Genomic DNA, 20644 nt, shown 5'->3' with positions numbered 1-20644 from the left:
CCCTGACTGATTAACGATGATCTAAATAAACCCGCCCCTACTTTATTCTGCACTGTAGAGACTAGCCATGCTTAGTCTTTACATCATTTTTTCGTGCAACTTCATAGAGAATTGGTATGAGAAACAATTTCTTGCATCAAATTTATCCTCTGGCTTGACTTTGTAACCACCCTTGCAAATCCGCAAGCGTAGAGAAATCTAATAAAGCCTCACCTAAAGCTTCTAATTGTTCTCGTGACAACGCCTTAATTTGAGTTTTAAGTGGCTCAGGAATCTCACCCACTCGTCGGTTTAACAGTCTGAGGACAAGCTTTCTTTCTCCCTGTTCTTCAGCTTCCCGATAAACTCGCGTTTCTTCCAAATTTAGTCCTAACATTGCTTCAACTTCCTCTCGACTCAGGGTAGCAAACTTATAAGCTTAATTTTAATGCTTTGAGATACTCAAGCGATCGCAATACCCTAAGTCCGCGATAAAATTCTCAAGCACCAGAGCATACTTCATTACCATGCAAATCAACTGGCAAACAGCTAAAACCTACGAAGATATCCTTTACCATAAAACCGACGGTATCGCTAAAATCACCATTAACCGTCCCCATAAACGTAATGCTTTTCGTCCCAAAACTGTCTTTGAACTGTATGATGCTTTTTGTGATGCCCGTGAAGATACTTCCATTGGCGTAGTCTTATTTACGGGTGCAGGCCCCCATACTGATGGTAAATACGCTTTCTGTGCGGGTGGTGATCAAAGTGTGCGGGGACAAGCTGGTTATTTAGATGATGCTGGCGTTCCCCGGTTGAATGTGTTGGATTTACAACGCCTCATTCGTACCATGCCCAAAGTTGTGATTGCGCTTGTGGCTGGGTATGCGATTGGGGGCGGACACGTTTTACACTTAATTTGTGACTTAACCATTGCGGCTGATAATGGCATTTTTGGGCAAACTGGCCCAAAAGTTGGCAGTTTTGACGGTGGTTTTGGTGCTAGCTATCTGGCGCGTATAGTTGGACAAAAAAAAGCCCGCGAGATTTGGTTTCTCTGCCGTCAATACAATGCCCAACAAGCTTTAGAAATGGGTTTAGTCAATTGTGTAGTGCCAGTGGCAGAATTAGAAGCAGAAGGAATTAAATGGGCGCGAGAAATTTTAGAAAAAAGCCCTATTGCCATTCGCTGTTTAAAAGCTGCATTTAACGCTGATTGTGACGGACAAGCTGGCTTACAAGAACTAGCTGGTAATGCCACCTTGTTATATTACATGACAGAAGAAGGTGCAGAAGGCAAGCAAGCCTTTTTAGAAAAACGCCCCCCGAATTTTCGTGAATTTCCTTGGCTACCTTAAAACACATCTTGCACCTGTGGCTTGATGACTTAAAGCGAAAAAAATCGCACCCTGCCTAGAGGTGCGATGATTCCCATTGTTGAACTTTACAGCACGAGAAAATTTAAAAGCAAATCTTAATGTTACACAGACTGTAAACACAGTCAGGTAATATTATGGATGGTTAGATTAATACTGTCTCAGCTTTTCTTTGTTCAAAAGTGGAGGCAGTAGTTTCCTGAACAGGAACAAAAGCAGCGTTGTCTAAATTAGTTATTTGGCAATCAGATTTATTTAAAACTGGTGTAGCATCTGGTAAACTCCAAGCATCTTCTAGAGTTTCCCAAGAAGGTGCAAAAGCGGGTAATGCTAAATTACAAGCTTTCCAACCCGCTTGGACTGGTGCGCTCAACTTTTGGCAGATTCCGCCACGCCGCCCTTCAGGCTGGTAATGGCGACAATATCTACAGGCAGATGTCAAACAATTAATGGGTTTCATTTGGGTTCATCTTTAATGCCGTTCAGGGCAAATTTATTTGCCTATATTTTCCTCCTACACAAAAATACGTAGAAAACCCAAAATGCTTGATCCTATATAGTTTGTAGCCTTTTATTGCTAAAATAACCTTTAGATTCTTTTTATAATTCCGTTATATTTTTCAATGTTACGTATAGTAGGTACATACAAATTATTGCCTATAAATCAATGGGGATCAAGGTTAAGTTGAAAGGTTTAAATTTATGGGAAAATTTCAATTAATTGATAAAATTTACCCTATAAGCTATTTTACCAGCATAATAAGTCTAGATATGAATACATCTCAAATGAGACTGAAATAGAAAAAAATTGATGATTGATACAGAATCTAGGGAATTACATCTTGTTTGTTGACTGTTTTGCACTACAAAGGGCGCATATTCCCCAACGTTCAAGTTCACCAGGGGGGGTGGGACATTGACATTGAGGACAAAGTGGTAAGCCTTGCGATCGCACTTGCATAGTCTTAGCCCAAAACTTAAAAGCTTGATGTACATTTTGCCCAGTAGGTTCCACATCAGCCTCATAGCTGTTACTATCACCCACATAACTGGGGTGTTGTTGAGGCGATACAGTTAATTGTGGCTTTGCCGCCTCGGCGGAATTTTGCCAGCCAGCAGTAGAGAAGCGAATATCCAGCAAAGATAGAGACAGCTTAGTATTTAACTTTTTTAATAATGTTTGGCGGCTAAATGTGAGATTTTGCGCCCAAGCTGCGCTAGAAGTTGCCACCCGCAAAACATCACGCTGCAATGATAACGGGCGAGAGTGTTTAGCCGCAGCCACACCAACAACTTCTGCCCAGCACTGAAGCACACGCTGAAATGGTTGTTCTTGCCATTTAGCTTGTTGTTGTAAAGCATCTAAAATATCATTAACTGATTTCCAAGCCATCTTGCCTCATAAATACTAAAAATAAGAATTGCTTCTGGAAACTATACTAATCAACTATAGGAATCATATTTGATTGCTAAAAAAACTCAGTACACCTCTGTTCCCTGTTCCCCGTTCCCCGTTCCCTGTTCCCTGTTCCCTTTTCAATAATCAAATCGAATTCCTATATTTTGGTTACTATTGGCACAAAAGGATTGACACTTAATCCAGCAGCCTAAGTTGGAGGTAAACAGACAATGAGTCAAAACCGCCTAATGGATTCCAGTACGCGATCGCTTAAAACTCCCACAATCAAACCAGCATTAGCCGCAGCACTAGCCAGTTTAGAAGTGCAGTTAGATCAAGAATTAGCTCGTTACCGACGTACACGCTTCGGAGTTAGGGCAGTCAGCCAACCCTTACTGCATAATTATGTCAGCAGTCCCCAGCCAGAAGCGACTGCAAAAACTAGCACCGTGGGCAATACTCAGCCCCTCGCTGTAGAAATTAGCAAATATACACCCCCTACACCTGTAACACAAACCCCACCAACACCACCATCTGTAGAAATTAGCAAATACACACCCCCTACACCTGACACACAAACCCCACCAGCACCACCAAGCACTGCTAAAACAGAAACACCCCAAAAACCTGAGATTCCTAGCAGCCTGCCTGAGTCAAACACACAAATTCCCCTCCCTCCTCCCAATGCCGCTAGTGGCATCATCCCCACCACCGCCCAGGCTAATCAAAATCATCAATTGTTAGCAGATGACACGCCTACCGAACCAGACGACTATTTAGAATCAAGTGAAGCATTGCTACGTAGTTTGACGGATGAACAACCACAAACTGATAGCCAACCAAGCAATGCTAGTGATAGCTTGCTATCGCCCTTGGGTATAGGCTCCATACTGCTGTTATTATTAGCAAGCCTGATGTTGGGTTACGTGGTATTCAACCCAAAAAGTTTACCTCAGTTAAATTTCAGTCAATTATTTAACAACGAATCAGATTCTACTGTAGAAATTCCAGAGGTAGTTAATGCTAACTCCCAGCCTCAACCACAACCAGAACTCACACCCATTCCTAGACATCCCAACTTAGCAGCCAAAGAATTTCCTCAAGTGAGAGATTCTAATGATATCGTGGGCTTGCAACCTAAACTTCTACCAACTCCCACAGCCCCATCTAACCCGGTTGCTATCCCTACACCAGCCATTCCCCCTGTCACCAATCCGGTAGCACAGGTGCAAACTTTACCATCATTGGATGAATCACCAAGCCCACAACCTTCGCCATCACCCACAGCAACATCAACCCAGACAAATGCAGAAATCAAACCAGCAGCAGATGGACTTTACTACATAGTGGCAGACAATCAAGGCGCAAATGCGTTAGCTACAGCAAAACAGGTAGTTCCAGATGCTTACTTATCACCGGGTAAAACATTAATTTATCTAGGCGCGCTCAATACAAAAGAGCAAGCACAACAAAGACTCAAGCAGCTACAAGCCAAGGGAATTCAAGCCAGGGTACAACAGCCTTGAGGGGTAAAAATTGTACGATAGGATGAATAAGGCGTAGAGAATATGGCCTGCTTGTTAAACGTTGACTGGAGAGGCGACATGGAATTGATCAAGCGGATGGTGAGAGTGATCAATGCTAATCTGAATAGTTTCCTAGGTAGTGCCGAAGATCCAGAAAAAGTTCTGGAACAAACCGTCATGGAAATGCAAGAAAACTTGCTGTTATTGCGACAGGGAGTAGCTCAGGCGATCGCCACCCAAAAACGCACTGAACGCCAAGCCGCAGCCGCCCAGTCAACAGCAGAAGAATGGTATCGTCGCGCCCAATTGGCTCTACAACAAGGAAATGAACCCCTAGCCAGAGAAGCCCTCACCAAACGCCACGCCTATCTAGAAACAGCTACAGCCTTGACTAACCAAATACAACAGCAAAATGAGATAGTAGCTAGACTCAAGCAGGATACCCGCACCCTAGAGTTAAAAATTGCGGAGGCGAAAACCAAAAAAGATATGTATATCGCTCGCGCGCGTGCGGCACAAGCTTCTTATAAACTGCAAGATATGCTCAGTGGAGTATCTGCCACCAGCAGCCTCAGTGCTTTTGATCGCATGGAAGATAAAGTTTTACAATTAGAAGCGCAATCAGAGGCTATTTCCCAACTGGGTGGTGATGACTTAGAAAAACAGTTTAGTTCACTAGAAGCCGCCCAGGATGTTGATCAGGAACTAGCAGCGATGAAATCCCATCTCTTAGACGATGGGAAAAATATACAGCCGCAAAAACTGCCCCCAAGTTAAGAATCTGAAAAATTGGGCAATGATTAAAATAAGGAGATATCTTAGCAAATATATGGGTGTCTGGATGTACCGAACCAAACCGGAATCATGACATTAAAAATGGAAGTTATTAAATAGTAAAAAAGCGAACCACCCAACCCAAAGCGTAAACCTCACAAGGAAAAACAAAGTTATGGGATTATTTGATCGGATTAAGCGAGTAGTCAGTGCTAACCTCAACGATTTAGTCAATAAAGCCGAAGACCCAGAAAAAATGCTGGAACAAGCTATCCTGGAAATGCAGGAAGACTTGGTACAGTTGCGTCAGGGAGTAGCACAGGCGATCGCTGCCCAAAAACGCACTGAGAAACAGTATAATGAGGCGCAAAACGAAATCAATAAATGGCAACGCAACGCCCAACTAGCACTACAAAAAGGCGATGAGAACCTAGCCAGACAAGCCCTAGAACGTAAAAAAACATATACTGAAACCGGTACAGCCCTAAAAGTTAGCCTAGAGCAACAAAGCACTCAGGTAGAAACCCTCAAGCGCAACTTAATCCAGCTAGAAAGCAAAATTTCTGAAGCCAAAACCAAGAAAGAAATGCTCAAAGCCCGGATTACCACAGCCAAAGCCCAAGAGCAACTTCAAGGGATGGTACGTGGCATGAATACTAGCAGTGCAATGGCAGCCTTCGAGCGCATGGAAGAAAAAGTCCTGATGCAAGAAGCCCGCGCCCAGTCAGCCGCCGAGTTAGCAGGAGCAGACTTAGAAACCCAATTTGCACAGTTAGAAGCTAGCAGCGATGTTGATGATGAATTAGCAGCCCTGAAAGCATCTTTAGCACCTGCCACCCCAGCCAACCAGCCCCAATTACCCCCCCAACAAGAAACCACTTCTTCTACCAAATCTAACGACGTGGTTGATAAAGATTTGGAAGAACTACGCCGACAATTGGATCAACTGTAATCATTGCCACATATCAACAATTAATCCCACGCCTCTCGGTAGTGGGATTTTATGTTTTAGTCATTAGTCATTAGTCATTAGTCATTAGTCATTAGTCATTAGTCATTGGTGATTAGATTTTTCTACCCCTGCCTCCCCTGCCTCCCCTGCCTCCCCTGCTTTCCCAGTCCCCAATCGTTAACATTAGAAAATATCTATGGACTAGAGACTATGGACTGTTGACGACTTTGGGATACAGTATTTTGTGTGTCAACTTTGATATATGCCAACTAATGGAGACTGCAATGAGTAAGGGTGTAATCACCATCACTGATGCTGAGTTTGAAACTGAAGTGTTGCAAGCCGAGCAGCCTGTATTAGTTTACTTTTGGGCTTCCTGGTGTGGGCCTTGTCAACTGATGTCGCCACTGGTAAATTTAGCTGCTACCAAGTATAGCGATCGCCTGAAAGTTGTCAAGCTAGAAGTAGATCCTAATCCTGTGACGGTGAAACAGTACCAAGTAGAAGGCGTACCAGCCCTGAGACTAATTCAAGGACAAGAACTAATAGCCTCTACCGAAGGAGTGATTGGCAAAGACAAATTACTCGATTTTCTGGATACGCACTTAAATAATAATTAGTCAATAGTCGTTAGTCGATAGTCTATAGATTATTGTTTACTGGGAAGCGGAGGAAGCGGAGGAAGCGGAGGAAGCGGAGGGAGCAGAAGATATTTTACCCCAATGCCCCATGCCCAATTCCCCATGCCCAATTCCCAATGACTAATGACTAATGACTAATGACTAATAACTAATGACTAATGACTAATAACCACTATGCAATTTGCACAACGTTTACAACCCCTGCAATCTAACGTCTTTGCTGATATGGATAAAGCCAAGGCTTTGGCTATTTCAGCAGGTAAAGAGTTGATTGATTTGTCGCTGGGTTCTTCTGATTTACCCACGGAAGCCCATGTCATTGAGGCGATCGCTCAATCCCTCTATGATCAAAGTACCCACGGCTATTTACTGTTTAACGGTACGCGGGAGTTTCGGCAAGCGGCGGCGAACTGGTATCAACAAAAGTTTGGGATTAAAGTTGATCCGGAAACTGAGGTACTACCTTTAATTGGTTCTCAGGAAGGTACAGCCCATTTACCTTTGGCAATACTCAACCCTGGCGATTATGCCTTACTGCTTGATCCTGGCTACCCTTCCCATGCGGGCGGAGTCTACTTAGCCAGTGGGCAAATTTATCCTATGCCCCTGCGCGCCGAAAATGACTTTTTACCCGTGTTCAGTGACATTCCCGCCTCTGTGGTTGCTCAGTCGCGGATGATGGTCTTAAGCTATCCTCATAATCCCACATCTGCGATCGCACCTTTATCTTTCTTTAAAGAAGCCGTCGCCTTCTGTCAGCAACATCATATCGTCCTGGTTCATGATTTCCCTTATGTAGATTTGGTATTTGATAATACTGGGGAGAGAGAAAATAATTTAACCAATTCTCAATCTCTTGTGCCTTCAATTTTGCAAGCCGACCCAGATAAAAGCATTTCCATTGAGTTTTTCACCCTTTCTAAGTCTTATAATATGGGCGGTTTCCGTATTGGTTTCGCCGTGGGAAATGCCCAGTTAATTCAAGCTTTACGACAGGTGAAAGCCGCCGTAGATTTTAATCAGTATCGCGGAATTTTGAATGGGGCGATCGCAGCTCTGACAGGCTGCCAAACCGGAGTACAAGCGGCTGTAGATAAATACCGAGAACGGCGTGATGCTTTTATTACAGCTTTACACCGCATCGGTTGGTACGTTCCCACTCCCAAAGCCACAATGTACATCTGGGCAAAATTACCCTCACCCTGGAGTCAAAATTCTATCGAGTTTTGTACCGAATTAGTCAAACAAACAGGTGTAGCGGCTTCCCCTGGTGCTGGCTTTGGTAAATCTGGTGAAGGATATGTCCGCTTTGCTTTAGTCCATGAGCCACCGATATTAGAAACCGCCGTTGCCAGAATTGCCGCATTTCTTTAAAACTCTTGTGGGGGAGCCACTGCGTTAGGCGGTTCTGCCGATTTGTAGCAAGTGGCGTTAGGCATCCTGCCGCAAATATAGGACGGGCTTACCTGCCCATCCTACAAGAAAATTGGGGATATTTTGGGATTTGGAAGTCATATCATGTCCGGCTAATTACTTATGATAAGTTTTCGATGCTGAACTGTTCCCTGTTCCCTACCCCAACAGATGATAACTATTCAAACGGACATGATATCAGTTACCAGATTCGCTTTCCAATTAGCCAAATCAGCCAAGGAGCGATCGCGATAACGTCCGTAACGTTCCTGTTTATTTTTGATTTTCACGCCTAAATCTGGAAAAATGCCAAAATTCGGCGGCATTGGTTGAAAATGTTTCGGCGAGGCAGAACTGATAAACTCAAATAATGCCCCCATCATGGTTGTATTGGGCAGCGTCAAGGCTTCTTTACCCAAAGCTAACCTTGCAGCATTAATTCCTGCCAAACAACCTCCGGCGGCTGCGGCTGTATAACCTTCAGTGCCAATTAACTGTCCCGCCGCTAATAATGTCGGACGCTGTTTAAATTGCAACGTCGGTAGCATTAATTGGGGTGCATTAATAAAGGTGTTGCGGTGCATGACTCCCAACCGCACAAATTCCGCCTTTTCTAAACCGGGAATCATTTGGAAGACTCGTTTTTGTTCACCCCAACGCAGATTTGTTTGAAAGCCTACCATATTCCACAATTGACCGGCTTTATCTTCTTGTCGCAACTGCACCACTGCATAGGGACGTTCACCTGTACGGCTATCAGACAACCCCACTGGCTTTAAGGGGCCGTAGCGCATGGTGTCTTCTCCCCGTTGTGCTAGTTCTTCAATGGGCAGACAAGCTTCAAAAAATTTTGCGGTTTCTCGCTCAAAATCTTTGAGTTCTGTTTGTTCAGCTTGGCAAAGTGCTGACCAAAACCGCAGATATTGCTCCTTGTTCATGGGACAATTCAGATAGGCGGCTTCACCTTTGTCATAGCGTGATGCCATAAACGCAATATCGCGGTTGATTGATTCTCCCACAATAATCGGGCTAGCCGCATCAAAGAAACTCATGTATTCCATCCCGGTGAAGCGGTGTAAGTCTGCGGCTAAGTCGGGACTGGTTAAGGGGCCTGTTGCTAAAACCACTATTCCGTCGGGGATGGCTGGAACTTCGCCGCGTCGGAATTCTATTAAAGGATGACTGGCTAAAGTTTGCGTTAAATCTTGTCCAAATTGCCCTCTATCTACTGCCAAGGCACCACCAGCCGGAACAGCGTGTTCATCGGCTTTCGATACGATTATAGAACCTAGTTGCCGTAATTCTTCGTGCAGCAAACCCGCCGCGCGATCGCTTGCCATCGCCCCAAAGGAATTACTACATACTAACTCTGCTAAATGTTCTGTATGATGGGCAGGGCTGAAGCGTTGGGGGCGCATCTCATGTAAAATAACTGGTACCCCAGCCTGGGCTATTTGCCATGCTGCCTCTGTCCCAGCTAGTCCACCTCCAATTACTTGTATCGGTTGTTGAGTCATAGTCACTTTTGTAATTCCTGCTTTATTAAAGATAATTTGCTGGGATATATGTATATTAATAATGATACCGTAAATAATTTTTGTTATGTTAACCCAATATAGTAACTGCCCTGTAGTGAGTTAATATCATTTGGAAACTTCATGAAATATAGTTATCTACAGAGGGCAAAGTTACTTTATATTCTAGCAAAACCTATTACAATCAATGGCACATATAGCCAGTTATTGTAATTATTATTTAGAAATATTTTTGTTTAATAGCTTCTACTTCTTGTCTGAGATTATTGGCATGAATTAAACCAACATATCCCCTGAATTGACAATTACCATCACTATTATATACAGAAACATGAGGTATTTGAGCTAAATTATCACGCATTCTTAATTTGCCGCTGCCATCACAAAATTCAAAATGTTCTTTGAGTTTATCAATATTACCAACATACATATCCCAAGCATTTCTCAGGCTTACATCTACTTTCTGAGCCGAATCTACATCTTTTAGTAATAAAATAGTCATGCCTGGAACTTTCTTCAACCGCTCAATGACCACATCTATTATTTGTGTATCACAACCTAAAATATTGTCTACAATAATTTTTGCAGTTTGAGAACAATGCCAATAATTGATATGAGCATGGGCTGATCCTGATACAAGAGATGCCAGATCAAAAGCTTGCTCAATACCTGAGTTTATTTGACTGGCTGCTTCGATAGCAGGAAATTCAGCGATTGCACGTACAGTTTTTTCTAAATTATTAGCACTTGTTGAGATAAATTTATCCTTTACCGATAAATTAGATACATTAATTGTTTTCAAACTAGAACTTAAAGGATAAGCAATTAAATCTGAAGAATGAATTATATTAGTCCATCGGAGGGTTTGTAGATTAAAGTTGATCACGAAATCATTAATCTGGTTAGGGTTAACATCCAAAATCATATTGAACAAGAGAATTGGCGATCCCATTGTGGTAATACTTTTTAGTTTAACTTTGTCAAGAATTAATGACCGCATTTGAAATGCAGGATCACCAGGTTGAAATTTATCAGAAAAAAGAATATCCCATAAGATTACAGTTCCCATAGAATGAGCAATAATATGAAGTTCTTTCTCGTCAGGGTGATGTTGAATTAGTTCTTCTAAATGTCCTGTGATTGATTCTCTTATTTTCGCTCCTCTTTCACTATTTAGGTAAGTAAAAGCGTCACCTACAAAATCAGAAATAAATTCTTGCCTAATTTCTTGTCCCCGAAATATATCTTGAATATCAACATGAGGATTTTCTTGTTTAAGATGTTCTAAGTCTTGGTGGATAAAATTCCAAATTTTATCTTTATTATTCAAGATGTCAGCATAAAATCCAGAATGGAAATATGGAAAAGTCTTACCTCGCTTTGAGAATTCTTCTTTAATTAGATATTTCAAAGGTTGAGCAAATTTAACCTTGGATTCAGCAACACCATGAATAAAAAAGATAAGCATTGTTATTTCACCTCGGTAACAATACTTAAATTCTAATCTACTATTTCTGAATTAACCACATAATTAATCTTGATGATATTTCAGACCAATCGGTTTGTAATTGAGTAAAAAAAATTTTGCCTTCTAATTTTAAAATGTGTTTCTATGTATTGATTGAGATGCTTAACGGTTCTTGGCATATAAACTGAATCGCCACATAACTTACTCATCATAATTGCACCTTCTAGAGTTGCTGTCATGATACTGGCAATTTCATCAGCATTAACTTCTGGGTGAATTTCACCTTTTGCAATAGAGACGCGATTTGTTGCGTCTCTAAAAAAGTCAAGATTTTTTAAGCAGATAGAGTTAAAATCTTCTCAACAACTTGAGAGTCTACATCTTGCTGTTCACCCATAGTTGAAAAACCGTGCTGTTGTAGACGTTCAATAATTGCAGGGATGGTTTCAACTCCTACACCGTAGTCAGATAGACGAGTCGGAACACCAACAGACTCAAAGAAGTTGCGAGTATGAGCGATCGCTTGCTCAATGCGTTCTGCTTCGCTACCATCAACAATGTTCCAGACTCTTGCTGCATATTGTAGAAGCTTTTGCCATTTGCGATCGCGTCTCACAGACAGGGTACTGGGTAGCACAATCGCCAAAGTTTGAGCATGATCCAAACCATGTTCTGCTGTCAACTCATGCCCAATCATGTGAGTCGCCCAATCTTGGGGAACACCCACAGCAATTAACCCATTAAGAGCCATTGTTGCACACCACATCACATTAGCTCTTGCATCATAATCATGGGGATTAGCCAAGGTTTTTGGCCCCTCCTCAATCAGAGTTTTTAAAATTGACTCCGCCATCCTATCTTGTAATGGTGCATTCACAGGATAAGTCAAATACTGTTCCATCACATGGGTGTAAGCATCAACAATTCCATTACCGATTTGTCTAGGAGGTAAGGAAAACGTCGTTTCTGGATCAAGCACAGAAAAACGAGGAAATACCAGGGGACTGGCGAAATATAACTTTTCTTTTGTTTCCCACTTGGTAATTACAGCATTGATGTTCATTTCCGAACCAGTCGCCGGTAGAGTTAACACCGCACCAAAGGGTACAGCCGCAGTTACAGGTGCTTGCTTGGCGAGAATATCCCAAGGTTCCCCCTCAAAAGGAACCGCCGCCGCAATAAACTTAGTGCCATCCAAAACTGAACCACCACCTACAGCCAACAGAAAATCAATCCCCTCTTGACGTACCAGTTCCACCGCTTTCATCAGAGTTTCTAGGTGGGGATTAGGTTCAATACCACCAAACTCCAACACATCCCGCCCAGCCAACGCAGACTTAACTTGCTCATATACACCATTGGTTTTGATGCTACCTCCACCGTAAGTCATGAGAATTTTGGCATCAGCAGGAATTTCTGCACCAATGTTAGCAATTTGACCTTTACCAAACAGAATTTTCACTGGGTTGTAAAACACAAAGTTTTCCATGCAATGCACCTCAAGGTGGCGATGTTCAAAGTCCTTCAGTATTGTAGTCAGTTTTTTTGGTGTTTGGCTGACATCAATAGCAGGTGTTGGTTTTGCATAGGTGAGCAGGTGGCTATGTTACTTGAGGATCATCTTGATTGTAACTTTTTACTGTTGGATACCGTTTCTTGATGTAGCTTGCGTGGCGTAGCCATAGATGCACTTTATTCTGCACTGTAGAGACTAGCCATGCTTAATCTCTACATCATTTACTTGATGCAACTTCCTAGAGAATTGGTATGAGTATTTATATCATGTTTTAGGTGAATTGGTATTAGTCATACATCAGCGATTTTTCCAAATTAAATTTAATTGCTATATAAATTCTTAAGAATTGATATTTCCGAAATTCGCCGTTTCCACCTTGAATTTAAGAATATTGAAAATTCGCAAGACTTGTAGGTAATGAATACTCAAAACTCCAAGAATACATCTCTTAAGTTTGTACCTGCTTTTCTGGCTGCGGCTACACTAATCACCACATCTGTCGCCCCCGCATTTGCTAACGACAAAGTGGAAATTTTAGGCGCAAACTATGGCGGTAACGGTTGCCCTGAAGGCTCTGCTGCTGTCAGCGTCAGCCCTGATGGTCAAGAGCTAAGTATTCTATTTGATAGGTTTATAGCCCTAGGAAATAACGCCAGAGAACGCCGCAAAAGCTGTAACTTGAGCATTCCGATTAAAGTACCCCAAGGCTATCAGATTTCACTCTACGATGCTGATTATCGAGGCTATGTTGCTCCTTCCACAATAGGGAGACTCAGAGCAGAATACTTTTTTGCTGGTCAGCGTGGCCCTGTTTTTTCTAGGACATTTAGAGGCGAAAGTGACTACAACGTTAGAGATCAATTAGTGACTGTAGGTAATGTTTGGTCACGTTGTGGTGATAGTTTAAATATGCGGGTAAATGCGGCGATGACTGCTAGTGGTCAAGGAATGGCGACTGTTGACTCTTTTGACCTCGCTCATCGTGGTTTGGTTTATCACATCAAATATCGCCAGTGTCGTTAGTTATTTTCAAAGTTGGGAGTAACGAAATTCTCCCCTAAACAAGTAGAAACGTTGTATAAAACGGTTCTCTGACATCTTGCACCTGTTCCTGGATGATAATTTTTGGAGGGTGGGCATTGCTTATAAGTTGCTCAAAACCTTATTTTTAGGTTGCTGGGTGTGCATCGCCTTATGCTTAGTTTTTCCTTTTTCCTCTCCTTTTAGCTAAATCAAAAATTCATCCCACACCTACAGCTTGCTGAGGTGTGGGATGAATTTTTGGGTGGCGACGAGTTGACAGCAGTTAACCAGTCTGACGCACCCTACAAGACACAATTTAATGTGACACTTGCGTAAGTCCTGAACATTGATATTTCCAGGTGCAAGATAGGAGTGATACAAAATTTATAACTATGTGTATATAATGCAAGCAATTACTTGCATTTGCAAGCAAGTGCTTGCATAAATATCATGAATAACTTTTTATCAACAACAGCACCAACTCAGTCAGGGTTAATCAAAGCCGCAACCGCCGGATTAGCTTATGCGTATTCAAACCAATAATATGTAGTAGTTATGCTTCTAGCACACTTGATTACAGTTGTGCTGTCTACATCGAAACCTGTGTAAAGATGTTTGTCAGTTGTATTCACCCGTTGGACAAGATGCAAATTATTGAAGTCAGGAGGTAGGAAGCAGGGGAGACGAGGAAGCAGACAAGCAAAACATTGCCTCATGCCTAGTTGCCATCAAGGCCAAGATTAGTTGTTAAAAATTCACACTATAGAAAATATCCCAGTAGTTTTACTGACTGAAATTTAGGAAGATTCATCAAATATGTCTCATTCAGATAATTCTCATTCCTCAATACCTGTGGAAATAGAAGATACTACCGCTACCGAAACTCAAGACAGTTATTTGGTAGAGCCAGAACAACCAGAACAACCAGGTCGTCCTAAGCCGCGCTGGCCTTTGATTGTTGGCATAATTTTGTTAATTGCAGGTGGTGCTTTTGGCTGGAAGTGGTGGCAGAGTAGCATGACTGGTAATCAACCGCCAGGGATGGCGGCTGGTAGACCGATGGGAATTACCGTGAGAATAGCAACAGTAGAGCCAGGAACTTTACAAGAAAGCTCAGTATTTGTCGGTAGTGTAGAAGCTCCCCGCTCAGTGGTATTGAGTCCAGAGATTGATGGACGAGTCAGCCAAATTTTAGTAAAACAAGGCGATCGCGTCCAAGAGGGACAAGTTGTTATCCGCTTGCAAAGTGATAATGTACAAGCGCAGTTATTACAAGCCAAAGCCGGATTAGAACAAGCCCGCGCCCGCCTAGCGGAACTCAAAGCCGGGACACGCGCCGAAGAAATTGCCCAAGCTCAAGCGCGAGTAGCCCAAGCCCAAGCCCGATTAACCGATGCCCAAGCCGGAGCGCGTCCCGAAGAAATAGCACAAGCCGAAGCGCAAATTGAATCAGCAAAATCTGACTTAGAGTTAGCGCACTCACGCGCCAAACGCTACGAACAACTACGAAAAGAAGGGGCAATTGCCCAAGATACCCTAGAAGGATATCTCACAGAACAACGTAGTGCCGAAGCTAGATTAAAAGCAGTACAGCGACGATTAGAACAACTACAAAAAAGCCGACGCTCTGATATTACAGAACTAGAGGCAGCCTTAGAACAGCAAAGACAAAACCTCAGACAACTAGAAAACGGCGCACGCCCCGAAGAAATCGCTCAAGCGCGATCGCAAGTCATCCAAGCCGCCGCCCAAGTCAAAGCCGCAGAAGTCCAGGTACGTTACACCAACGTCTTAGCACCATTCGCTGGTATTGTCGGTGACATTCCCGTGCGGGTGGGTAGCTTTGTCAGTAAAGGCGATCAACTTACCACACTCACCAGAAACAACGCTTTAGAACTAAATATTTCCATCCCCATCAACCAAGCCGCACAATTGCGGACGGGATTACCCATACAGATTTTAGATTCCCAAGGCAACCCCACCGCCACAGGCAAAATTAGTTTTATTGAACCTAACGCCAATCCCAATTCCCAAACAGTCTTAGCCAAAGCCAGCTTAAGCAATGGTGCAGAACAATTACTAAATCGCCAGTTAGTTCAAGCTAAAGTCATTTGGGATGAACGCCCAGGAGTATTAATTCCCGTCACAGCCGTCTCCCGTCTAGGTGGAGAAACCTTTGTGTTCGTCGCTCAAGCACCAGAAAAACCCCAACCAGGATCACCCTCTTTAGTAGCAATACAAAAGCCGGTGAAATTGGGAGCGATAGAAGGTAACAACTATCAAGTTCTCGAAGGATTAAAACCTGGTGAAAAACTCATAGTTTCCGGTATTCTCAACCTCACCAACGGCGCGCCTATTGTTCCAGAATCCTAAATCAGAAGCAGGGGGGCAGGGGGGCAGGAGGCAGGAGGCAGGAGGCAGGGGGAGATTTTTCCCCAGTATTCTTGAATTTTGAATTTTGAATTTTGAATTTTGAATTTATATGTTTGTTGACTTCTTTATTAAGCGGCCTGTCTTTTCTACAGTCTGCGCGTTAATTATTTTGCTGGTGGGATTAATCAGTATTACCACATTACCGATTGCCCGATTTCCAGATATTAGCCCTACTCAAATTAACGTCTCTGCTAACTACACAGGTGCGAGTGCAGAAGTGGTAGAAAGTGGCGTGACAAACATCTTAGAACGGCAAATTAACGGCGTTGAGGGCGTTAAATATATTACTTCTAGCAGTAGTAACGACGGTACAAGTAACATTACAGTCACTTTCGATGCTTCACGAGACAAAGATATTGCCGCCGTCGATGTGCAGAATCGGGTTGCAGTTGCCGAAGCTCAACTACCAGATATTGTGCAGCGTACAGGGGTGCGGGTTACTAAGCAATCTACCAATATTTTATTAGGTATTGGCTTATACACTGACAATGATGAATATGATAATATATTTCTCAGCAATTACGCAGACCTTTACTTGGTAGATGCTCTAAAAAGAATTAAAGGTGTGGGTGATTTGCGAATTTTTGGCGAACGTCGCTATGCTATGCGTTTGTGGTTAGATCCTAATCGTTTAGCTAGTCGGGGTTTAACCACAGAAGATGTCAGCAGGGCGTTAACAGAACAAAATTTGCAAGTTGGTGCGGGCAGAATTGGACAAGAACCAGCACCTCAAGGACAACAATATCAACTGGATGTGCGTGCCGCCAGCAGATTAACAGATGCGAAAGAATTTGAAGAATTAGTTCTGAAAACTGAAAATGATGGCACTTTAGTAAAACTCAAAGATGTTGGTAGAGCCGAACTAGGGGCGGAAAATTACAATACATTTTTACGATTTCGTGGCAAAAATGCTGTCGGTTTAGGCATTTATCAACTTCCGGGAAGTAACGCCTTGGATGTCGCCAAGGGTGTAAAAGCCGCTATGGTGGAATTAGCTAAGAGTTTTCCCCCTGGTGTGAAATATCAGGTAGCTTTTGACACGACAATGTTTGTCGAAGAATCATTGTCAGAAGTGGTCAAGACGCTGATAATGGCGGTGGTGCTGGTAGTGCTGGTGATTTTTGTTTTTTTGCAAGACTGGCGCACAACCTTAATTCCAGCATTGACAATTCCTTTGGCTTTGGTAGGGACGTTTGCCTTTGTCAAAGTTTTTAATTTTTCGATTAATAGTTTGACTTTATTTGGTTTGACTCTAGCATCGGGGATGGTGGTAGATGATGCGATTGTTGTAGTTGAGCAGATTAGCCGTTTTATTCAAGATAGAGGGATTAATCCCCGTCGGGCTGCTAGTGAGTCAATGGCGGAATTGTTTGGCGCAGTCATCGCTACTTCTTTAGTCTTGATGGCGGTGTTTGTACCTGTGGCTTTCTTCCCCGGAACTACTGGCGCACTATATCGGCAATTTGCGTTAACCATCGCCTTTTCGATTGTGATTTCTACCTTTTTGGCTTTGACTTTAACACCATCTTTATGTGCGTTGTTACTGCGTCAAGGACAAAAACCATCAGGTTGGTTGGGGCGAATTTTTGAGCAGTTTAATGGCTTTCTGGATGGAGTCAGACAAAAATATAGGCGATCGCTCGTTTTTCTCACCCGCATCAAAAGCATTATCATTGGTTTATTCATCGTCTGTTTAGGAATGACAGCTTGGCTATACATCACAGTTCCCGCAGCCTTTTTACCCGATGAAGACCAAGGTTATTTCATCACAATTATTCAAGGGCCGCAAGGCGTATCTTTGCAATATACGAGTGATGTCATAGCACAAGTAGAAAAAGAAATCTTGCAAATACCGGAAGTAGTAGGAACTTTCGCCGTCGGAGGTTTTAGTTTTAGTGGTAGTACAGCCAATAGCGGTATTCTTTTCACTACCTTAAAACCTTGGGCTGAACGTCCTAGACCAGACCAATCAGTACAAGCTATCATTGGTAAACTGCGGGGTAAGTTGTTCGCAATTCCCGAAGCCAGAATTTTTCCTGTCAACCCCCCAGGGATTCAAGGTTTAGGTAACTTTGGCGGCTTTACTTTTCAACTGCAAGACCGTAGAGGCAATAGCGGTTTAGAAAATTTGGTGCAAACAATGGGACAATTGTTAGGACGCGCCAACCAAACACCAGGATTACAAGCGGTGTTTAGTACCTTTGCTGCGAATACACCACAACTATTAGTAGAAGTAGACCGCAACAAAGCCAAAGCCTTACAAGTTTCTATCGATGATATATTTAGCACCTTACAAACTGCTTTGGGTTCTCGATATGTGAATGATTTCAATTTGCAACAGCGTAATTATCGCGTGTATGTGCAAGCTGATCAACAGTTTCGCTCTAATCCCAAAGATATCGAACAGTTGTATGTGCGATCGCAAAATAATCAAATGATTCCCCTCGGTAATTTAATTAAAGTTACTTCAGTAGTGGGAGCGCAAACCATTAACCATTACAACCTATTCCGTTCCATAGAAATTAATGGCTCTGCTGCCCCTGGTTTTAGTTCCGGCGATGCAATTGATAAAATGGAACAAGTAGCCCAAGCAGTTTTACCCCCTGGCTATGGTTATGAATGGTCTGGAACAGCCTTAGAAGAATTAGAGTCAGGCAATTTAGCACCATTAATATTTGGTTTAGGACTGGTATTTGTCTTTTTGGTACTCGCCGCCCAATACGAAAACTACATCGACCCTATTATCATTCTTTTGTCAGTACCTTTAGCGATACTTGGCGCACTCGTAGCCCAATCATTGCGGGGTTTTCCTAACGATGTCTACTGTCAAATTGGTTTGGTGATGTTGATTGGTTTGGCTAGTAAAAATGCAATTTTAATTGTGGAGTTTGCTAACCAACTGCGAGAACAAGGACTTCCCATCGCCAAAGCCGCAATTGAAGCCGCCCAAGAACGTTTACGCCCCATTCTCATGACTGCATTTTCTACCCTCATCGGTATTTTTCCTTTAACCATTGCTACAGGTGCGGGTGCTGGCAGTCGTCAATCTTTAGGAACAGCAGTGTTTGGTGGAATGCTGATTGCTACTTTATTAAGTTTGTTTGTCGTCCCAGTCTTGTATATTGTAATTAAGACCTTAACTGAAAGCTTGTTCAAACCCCATCAGAAGCCAGCATTAGAAACAGGTGCAAGCTCATTGGATAAAAAAACTGTGGCTTCCGTGAATAAAACCAATGATTAATTGCAGCCGAATTCAGGAGTTAGCAGCAACCCTACACCTACACAAGTAAAACTTTTTGTTTGTAGTGAGGACTTTAGTCCTCATTACTCATCCTGAAATCTGCCACCTGCCTTCTCAAAATATGTACACAAACCTATCAGGTGTTGCTTATGAATTCCTATCTGCCGCGACAATATTTTTACCAAGAAATCCAACAATCAGATGAGCATATTGACTTAGCTAAGGCGGCTTTATATATTGCTCAAGAAGAATATCCTCAACTGGATATAGAAGAATATATCAACGCCTTGGATACAATGGCGGATGAAGTGCAAGCACGTTTACCAACGTCACGTTATCCCTTGCGAGTCATTCAAACTATCAATCAATATCTTTACGACGATTTAGGATTTGCTGGCAATCAAAGTAATTATTATGACCCCCGCAATAGCTTTTTAAATGATGTGATTGACAGACGGACGGGTATTCCGATTACTTTAGCGTTGGTTTATTTAGAGATAGCCCGACGGATAGATTTTCCGATGCAAGGAATAGGAATGCCAGGACACTTCTTAATTCGTCCAGCGATTCCAGATATGGAGATTTTTGTCGATGCTTTTAATCGTGGCGAGGTGATATTTCCTCAAGATTGTCAAGATAGGCTAAATCAAATGTTCCAGCAGAATGTGCCTTTACGCCCGGAATTTTTAGCCACAGTGAGTAATCGGCAATTTTTGGCGCGCATCTTGACTAATTTGAAGTATATTTATCTCAGACAGCAACTCTTAGAAAAAAGCTTGACTGTAGTGGAAAGGATTTTGTTGCTATTTCCTGATGCTACTTCCGAAGTGCGCGATCGCGGTCTATTAAACTATCAACTAGGTAACTATAACCAAGCATCTGACGACTTGCATACTTATCTAGCCACAACTCCCGACAGTGAAGACACAGCACTCATTCGCCGCTTACTAGGTGATTTAGGGCGGTAACGCTGCCCTGTTTATGGCGGTGCGTTACACGCTGCTTTAACGCACCCTACATTTTTATGTTTACTAAAGTAGTTAGCACCAGCATTTTTGTGTAATTCACCACATATCATCATAATTTAAGTATCAATATCAGCAAAATATCATGTGATAAATAGTCCATTTTAAATACGTTTTTTTATCATTGACCAAATACAAAAATAATTGCTATTGTTTGCTGGTGTTATTAGCTATAAGTTTTGTTAGTCAAGTGGTGGTAATGTTTATGCTAAAATGTTCTCTTGTATTACAAAATTCTGAATTAAATTTGTAATCATGAATCAAGTCCTCTGTTGCAGACGCTACGCGCACAGGCATCAGGACTAAAGTCCTGACTACAAACCAAAAATCAAATGTTTGT

The 20644-nt window shown here is 42.5% G+C and carries 16 protein-coding genes and 1 pseudogene; 10 read left to right on the top strand and 7 right to left on the bottom strand.

Annotated elements, in window-relative coordinates; genetic code table 11:
- Positions 1-142 precede the first annotated feature (142 nt).
- Positions 143-415 (bottom strand): annotated as a pseudogene (locus AACS98_RS04575) (DUF4351 domain-containing protein); the annotation flags it as partial.
- A gap of 91 nt (positions 416-506) precedes the next feature.
- Between AACS98_RS04575 and menB the strand changes: the two are divergent.
- On the top strand, positions 507-1340 hold the full coding sequence (gene menB / locus AACS98_RS04570; protein WP_066376834.1) for a 1,4-dihydroxy-2-naphthoyl-CoA synthase: 834 nt from the start codon (positions 507-509) through the stop codon (positions 1338-1340).
- A 163-nt stretch (positions 1341-1503) separates the two neighbouring features.
- On the opposite strand, the gene AACS98_RS04565 is transcribed toward menB, so the two are convergent.
- Positions 1504-1818, bottom strand: a complete 315-nt coding sequence (locus tag AACS98_RS04565) for a hypothetical protein (protein ID WP_066376832.1) — start codon at positions 1816-1818, stop codon at positions 1504-1506.
- 375 nt (positions 1819-2193) lie between these two features.
- On the bottom strand, positions 2194-2751 hold the full coding sequence (locus AACS98_RS04560) for a DUF721 domain-containing protein (protein ID WP_066376831.1): 558 nt from the start codon (positions 2749-2751) through the stop codon (positions 2194-2196).
- Between the two features lie 236 nt (positions 2752-2987).
- On the opposite strand from AACS98_RS04560, the gene AACS98_RS04555 reads away from it, so the two are divergent.
- The 5 genes from AACS98_RS04555 to AACS98_RS04535 all read left to right on the top strand — a co-directional run bounded on the left by AACS98_RS04555 (position 2988) and on the right by AACS98_RS04535 (position 8024).
- Complete coding sequence (locus AACS98_RS04555) at positions 2988-4283, top strand: SPOR domain-containing protein (protein WP_066376830.1); 1296 nt, start codon at positions 2988-2990, stop codon at positions 4281-4283.
- A gap of 78 nt (positions 4284-4361) precedes the next feature.
- Positions 4362-5060 (top strand): PspA/IM30 family protein, encoded by a 699-nt coding sequence (locus AACS98_RS04550; RefSeq protein ID WP_066376829.1) that lies wholly within the window; start codon positions 4362-4364, stop codon positions 5058-5060.
- A 172-nt stretch (positions 5061-5232) separates the two neighbouring features.
- The gene (locus tag AACS98_RS04545) at positions 5233-6009 is read left to right on the top strand and encodes a PspA/IM30 family protein (RefSeq protein ID WP_066376828.1); all 777 of its coding nucleotides are present in this window, start codon (positions 5233-5235) and stop codon (positions 6007-6009) included.
- Between the two features lie 284 nt (positions 6010-6293).
- Positions 6294-6629, top strand: coding sequence for a thioredoxin family protein (locus tag AACS98_RS04540; protein ID WP_066376826.1), 336 nt, complete (start codon positions 6294-6296; stop codon positions 6627-6629).
- A gap of 195 nt (positions 6630-6824) precedes the next feature.
- A complete protein-coding gene (locus tag AACS98_RS04535) occupies positions 6825-8024 on the top strand; it encodes an LL-diaminopimelate aminotransferase (RefSeq protein WP_066376825.1) in 1200 nt (399 codons plus the stop codon).
- Between the two features lie 221 nt (positions 8025-8245).
- Here AACS98_RS04535 and trmFO read toward each other — a convergent pair whose 3' ends face one another.
- The 4 genes from trmFO to AACS98_RS04520 all read right to left on the bottom strand — a co-directional run bounded on the left by trmFO (position 8246) and on the right by AACS98_RS04520 (position 12555).
- Positions 8246-9580 (bottom strand): FADH(2)-oxidizing methylenetetrahydrofolate--tRNA-(uracil(54)-C(5))-methyltransferase TrmFO, encoded by a 1335-nt coding sequence (gene trmFO, locus AACS98_RS04530; protein ID WP_066376822.1) that lies wholly within the window; start codon positions 9578-9580, stop codon positions 8246-8248.
- 238 nt (positions 9581-9818) lie between these two features.
- Entirely contained in the window at positions 9819-11066 is a 1248-nt protein-coding gene (locus AACS98_RS04525; protein WP_066376821.1) for a hypothetical protein, read from the bottom strand.
- Between the two features lie 80 nt (positions 11067-11146).
- The gene (locus AACS98_RS23575; RefSeq protein ID WP_445206782.1) at positions 11147-11359 is read right to left on the bottom strand and encodes a TetR family transcriptional regulator C-terminal domain-containing protein; all 213 of its coding nucleotides are present in this window, start codon (positions 11357-11359) and stop codon (positions 11147-11149) included.
- 41 nt (positions 11360-11400) lie between these two features.
- Entirely contained in the window at positions 11401-12555 is a 1155-nt protein-coding gene (locus AACS98_RS04520) for an iron-containing alcohol dehydrogenase (protein WP_066376820.1), read from the bottom strand.
- A 444-nt stretch (positions 12556-12999) separates the two neighbouring features.
- Between AACS98_RS04520 and AACS98_RS04515 the strand changes: the two genes are divergently transcribed.
- From AACS98_RS04515 to AACS98_RS04500, 4 genes are all read left to right on the top strand, one after another.
- Positions 13000-13605: a DUF4360 domain-containing protein gene (locus AACS98_RS04515; RefSeq protein WP_066376819.1), complete on the top strand. Its 606-nt coding sequence runs from the start codon at positions 13000-13002 to the stop codon at positions 13603-13605.
- Between the two features lie 816 nt (positions 13606-14421).
- Positions 14422-15978 (top strand): efflux RND transporter periplasmic adaptor subunit, encoded by a 1557-nt coding sequence (locus tag AACS98_RS04510; RefSeq protein ID WP_066376817.1) that lies wholly within the window; start codon positions 14422-14424, stop codon positions 15976-15978.
- Between the two features lie 109 nt (positions 15979-16087).
- Positions 16088-19279 (top strand): efflux RND transporter permease subunit, encoded by a 3192-nt coding sequence (locus AACS98_RS04505; RefSeq protein WP_066376815.1) that lies wholly within the window; start codon positions 16088-16090, stop codon positions 19277-19279.
- 149 nt (positions 19280-19428) lie between these two features.
- Positions 19429-20247 (top strand): SirB1 family protein, encoded by an 819-nt coding sequence (locus AACS98_RS04500; RefSeq protein ID WP_066376814.1) that lies wholly within the window; start codon positions 19429-19431, stop codon positions 20245-20247.
- The last annotated feature ends 397 nt before the right edge of the window (positions 20248-20644 follow it).

The sequence above is a fragment of the Anabaena sp. CA = ATCC 33047 genome, from assembly GCF_963870205.1.
Taxonomy (GTDB): Bacteria; Cyanobacteriota; Cyanobacteriia; order Cyanobacteriales; family Nostocaceae; genus Trichormus.
The sequence above is the reverse complement of the archived record's forward strand: the minus strand, read 5'-3'. Positions and strand labels throughout refer to the sequence as shown.

Coding starts and splice junctions, on each gene's coding strand:
- AACS98_RS04520 (WP_066376820.1), bottom strand. CDS start 12,555: ATGGAAAACTTTGTGTTTTACAACCCAGTGAAAATTCTGTTTGGTAAA.
- AACS98_RS04505 (WP_066376815.1), top strand. CDS start 16,088: ATGTTTGTTGACTTCTTTATTAAGCGGCCTGTCTTTTCTACAGTCTGC.
- AACS98_RS04565 (WP_066376832.1), bottom strand. CDS start 1,818: ATGAAACCCATTAATTGTTTGACATCTGCCTGTAGATATTGTCGCCAT.
- menB (WP_066376834.1), top strand. CDS start 507: ATGCAAATCAACTGGCAAACAGCTAAAACCTACGAAGATATCCTTTAC.
- AACS98_RS04510 (WP_066376817.1), top strand. CDS start 14,422: ATGTCTCATTCAGATAATTCTCATTCCTCAATACCTGTGGAAATAGAA.
- AACS98_RS04540 (WP_066376826.1), top strand. CDS start 6,294: ATGAGTAAGGGTGTAATCACCATCACTGATGCTGAGTTTGAAACTGAA.
- AACS98_RS04515 (WP_066376819.1), top strand. CDS start 13,000: ATGAATACTCAAAACTCCAAGAATACATCTCTTAAGTTTGTACCTGCT.
- AACS98_RS04525 (WP_066376821.1), bottom strand. CDS start 11,066: ATGCTTATCTTTTTTATTCATGGTGTTGCTGAATCCAAGGTTAAATTT.
- AACS98_RS04545 (WP_066376828.1), top strand. CDS start 5,233: ATGGGATTATTTGATCGGATTAAGCGAGTAGTCAGTGCTAACCTCAAC.
- AACS98_RS04535 (WP_066376825.1), top strand. CDS start 6,825: ATGCAATTTGCACAACGTTTACAACCCCTGCAATCTAACGTCTTTGCT.
- AACS98_RS04560 (WP_066376831.1), bottom strand. CDS start 2,751: ATGGCTTGGAAATCAGTTAATGATATTTTAGATGCTTTACAACAACAA.
- AACS98_RS04550 (WP_066376829.1), top strand. CDS start 4,362: ATGGAATTGATCAAGCGGATGGTGAGAGTGATCAATGCTAATCTGAAT.
- trmFO (WP_066376822.1), bottom strand. CDS start 9,580: ATGACTCAACAACCGATACAAGTAATTGGAGGTGGACTAGCTGGGACA.
- AACS98_RS04500 (WP_066376814.1), top strand. CDS start 19,429: ATGAATTCCTATCTGCCGCGACAATATTTTTACCAAGAAATCCAACAA.
- AACS98_RS04555 (WP_066376830.1), top strand. CDS start 2,988: ATGAGTCAAAACCGCCTAATGGATTCCAGTACGCGATCGCTTAAAACT.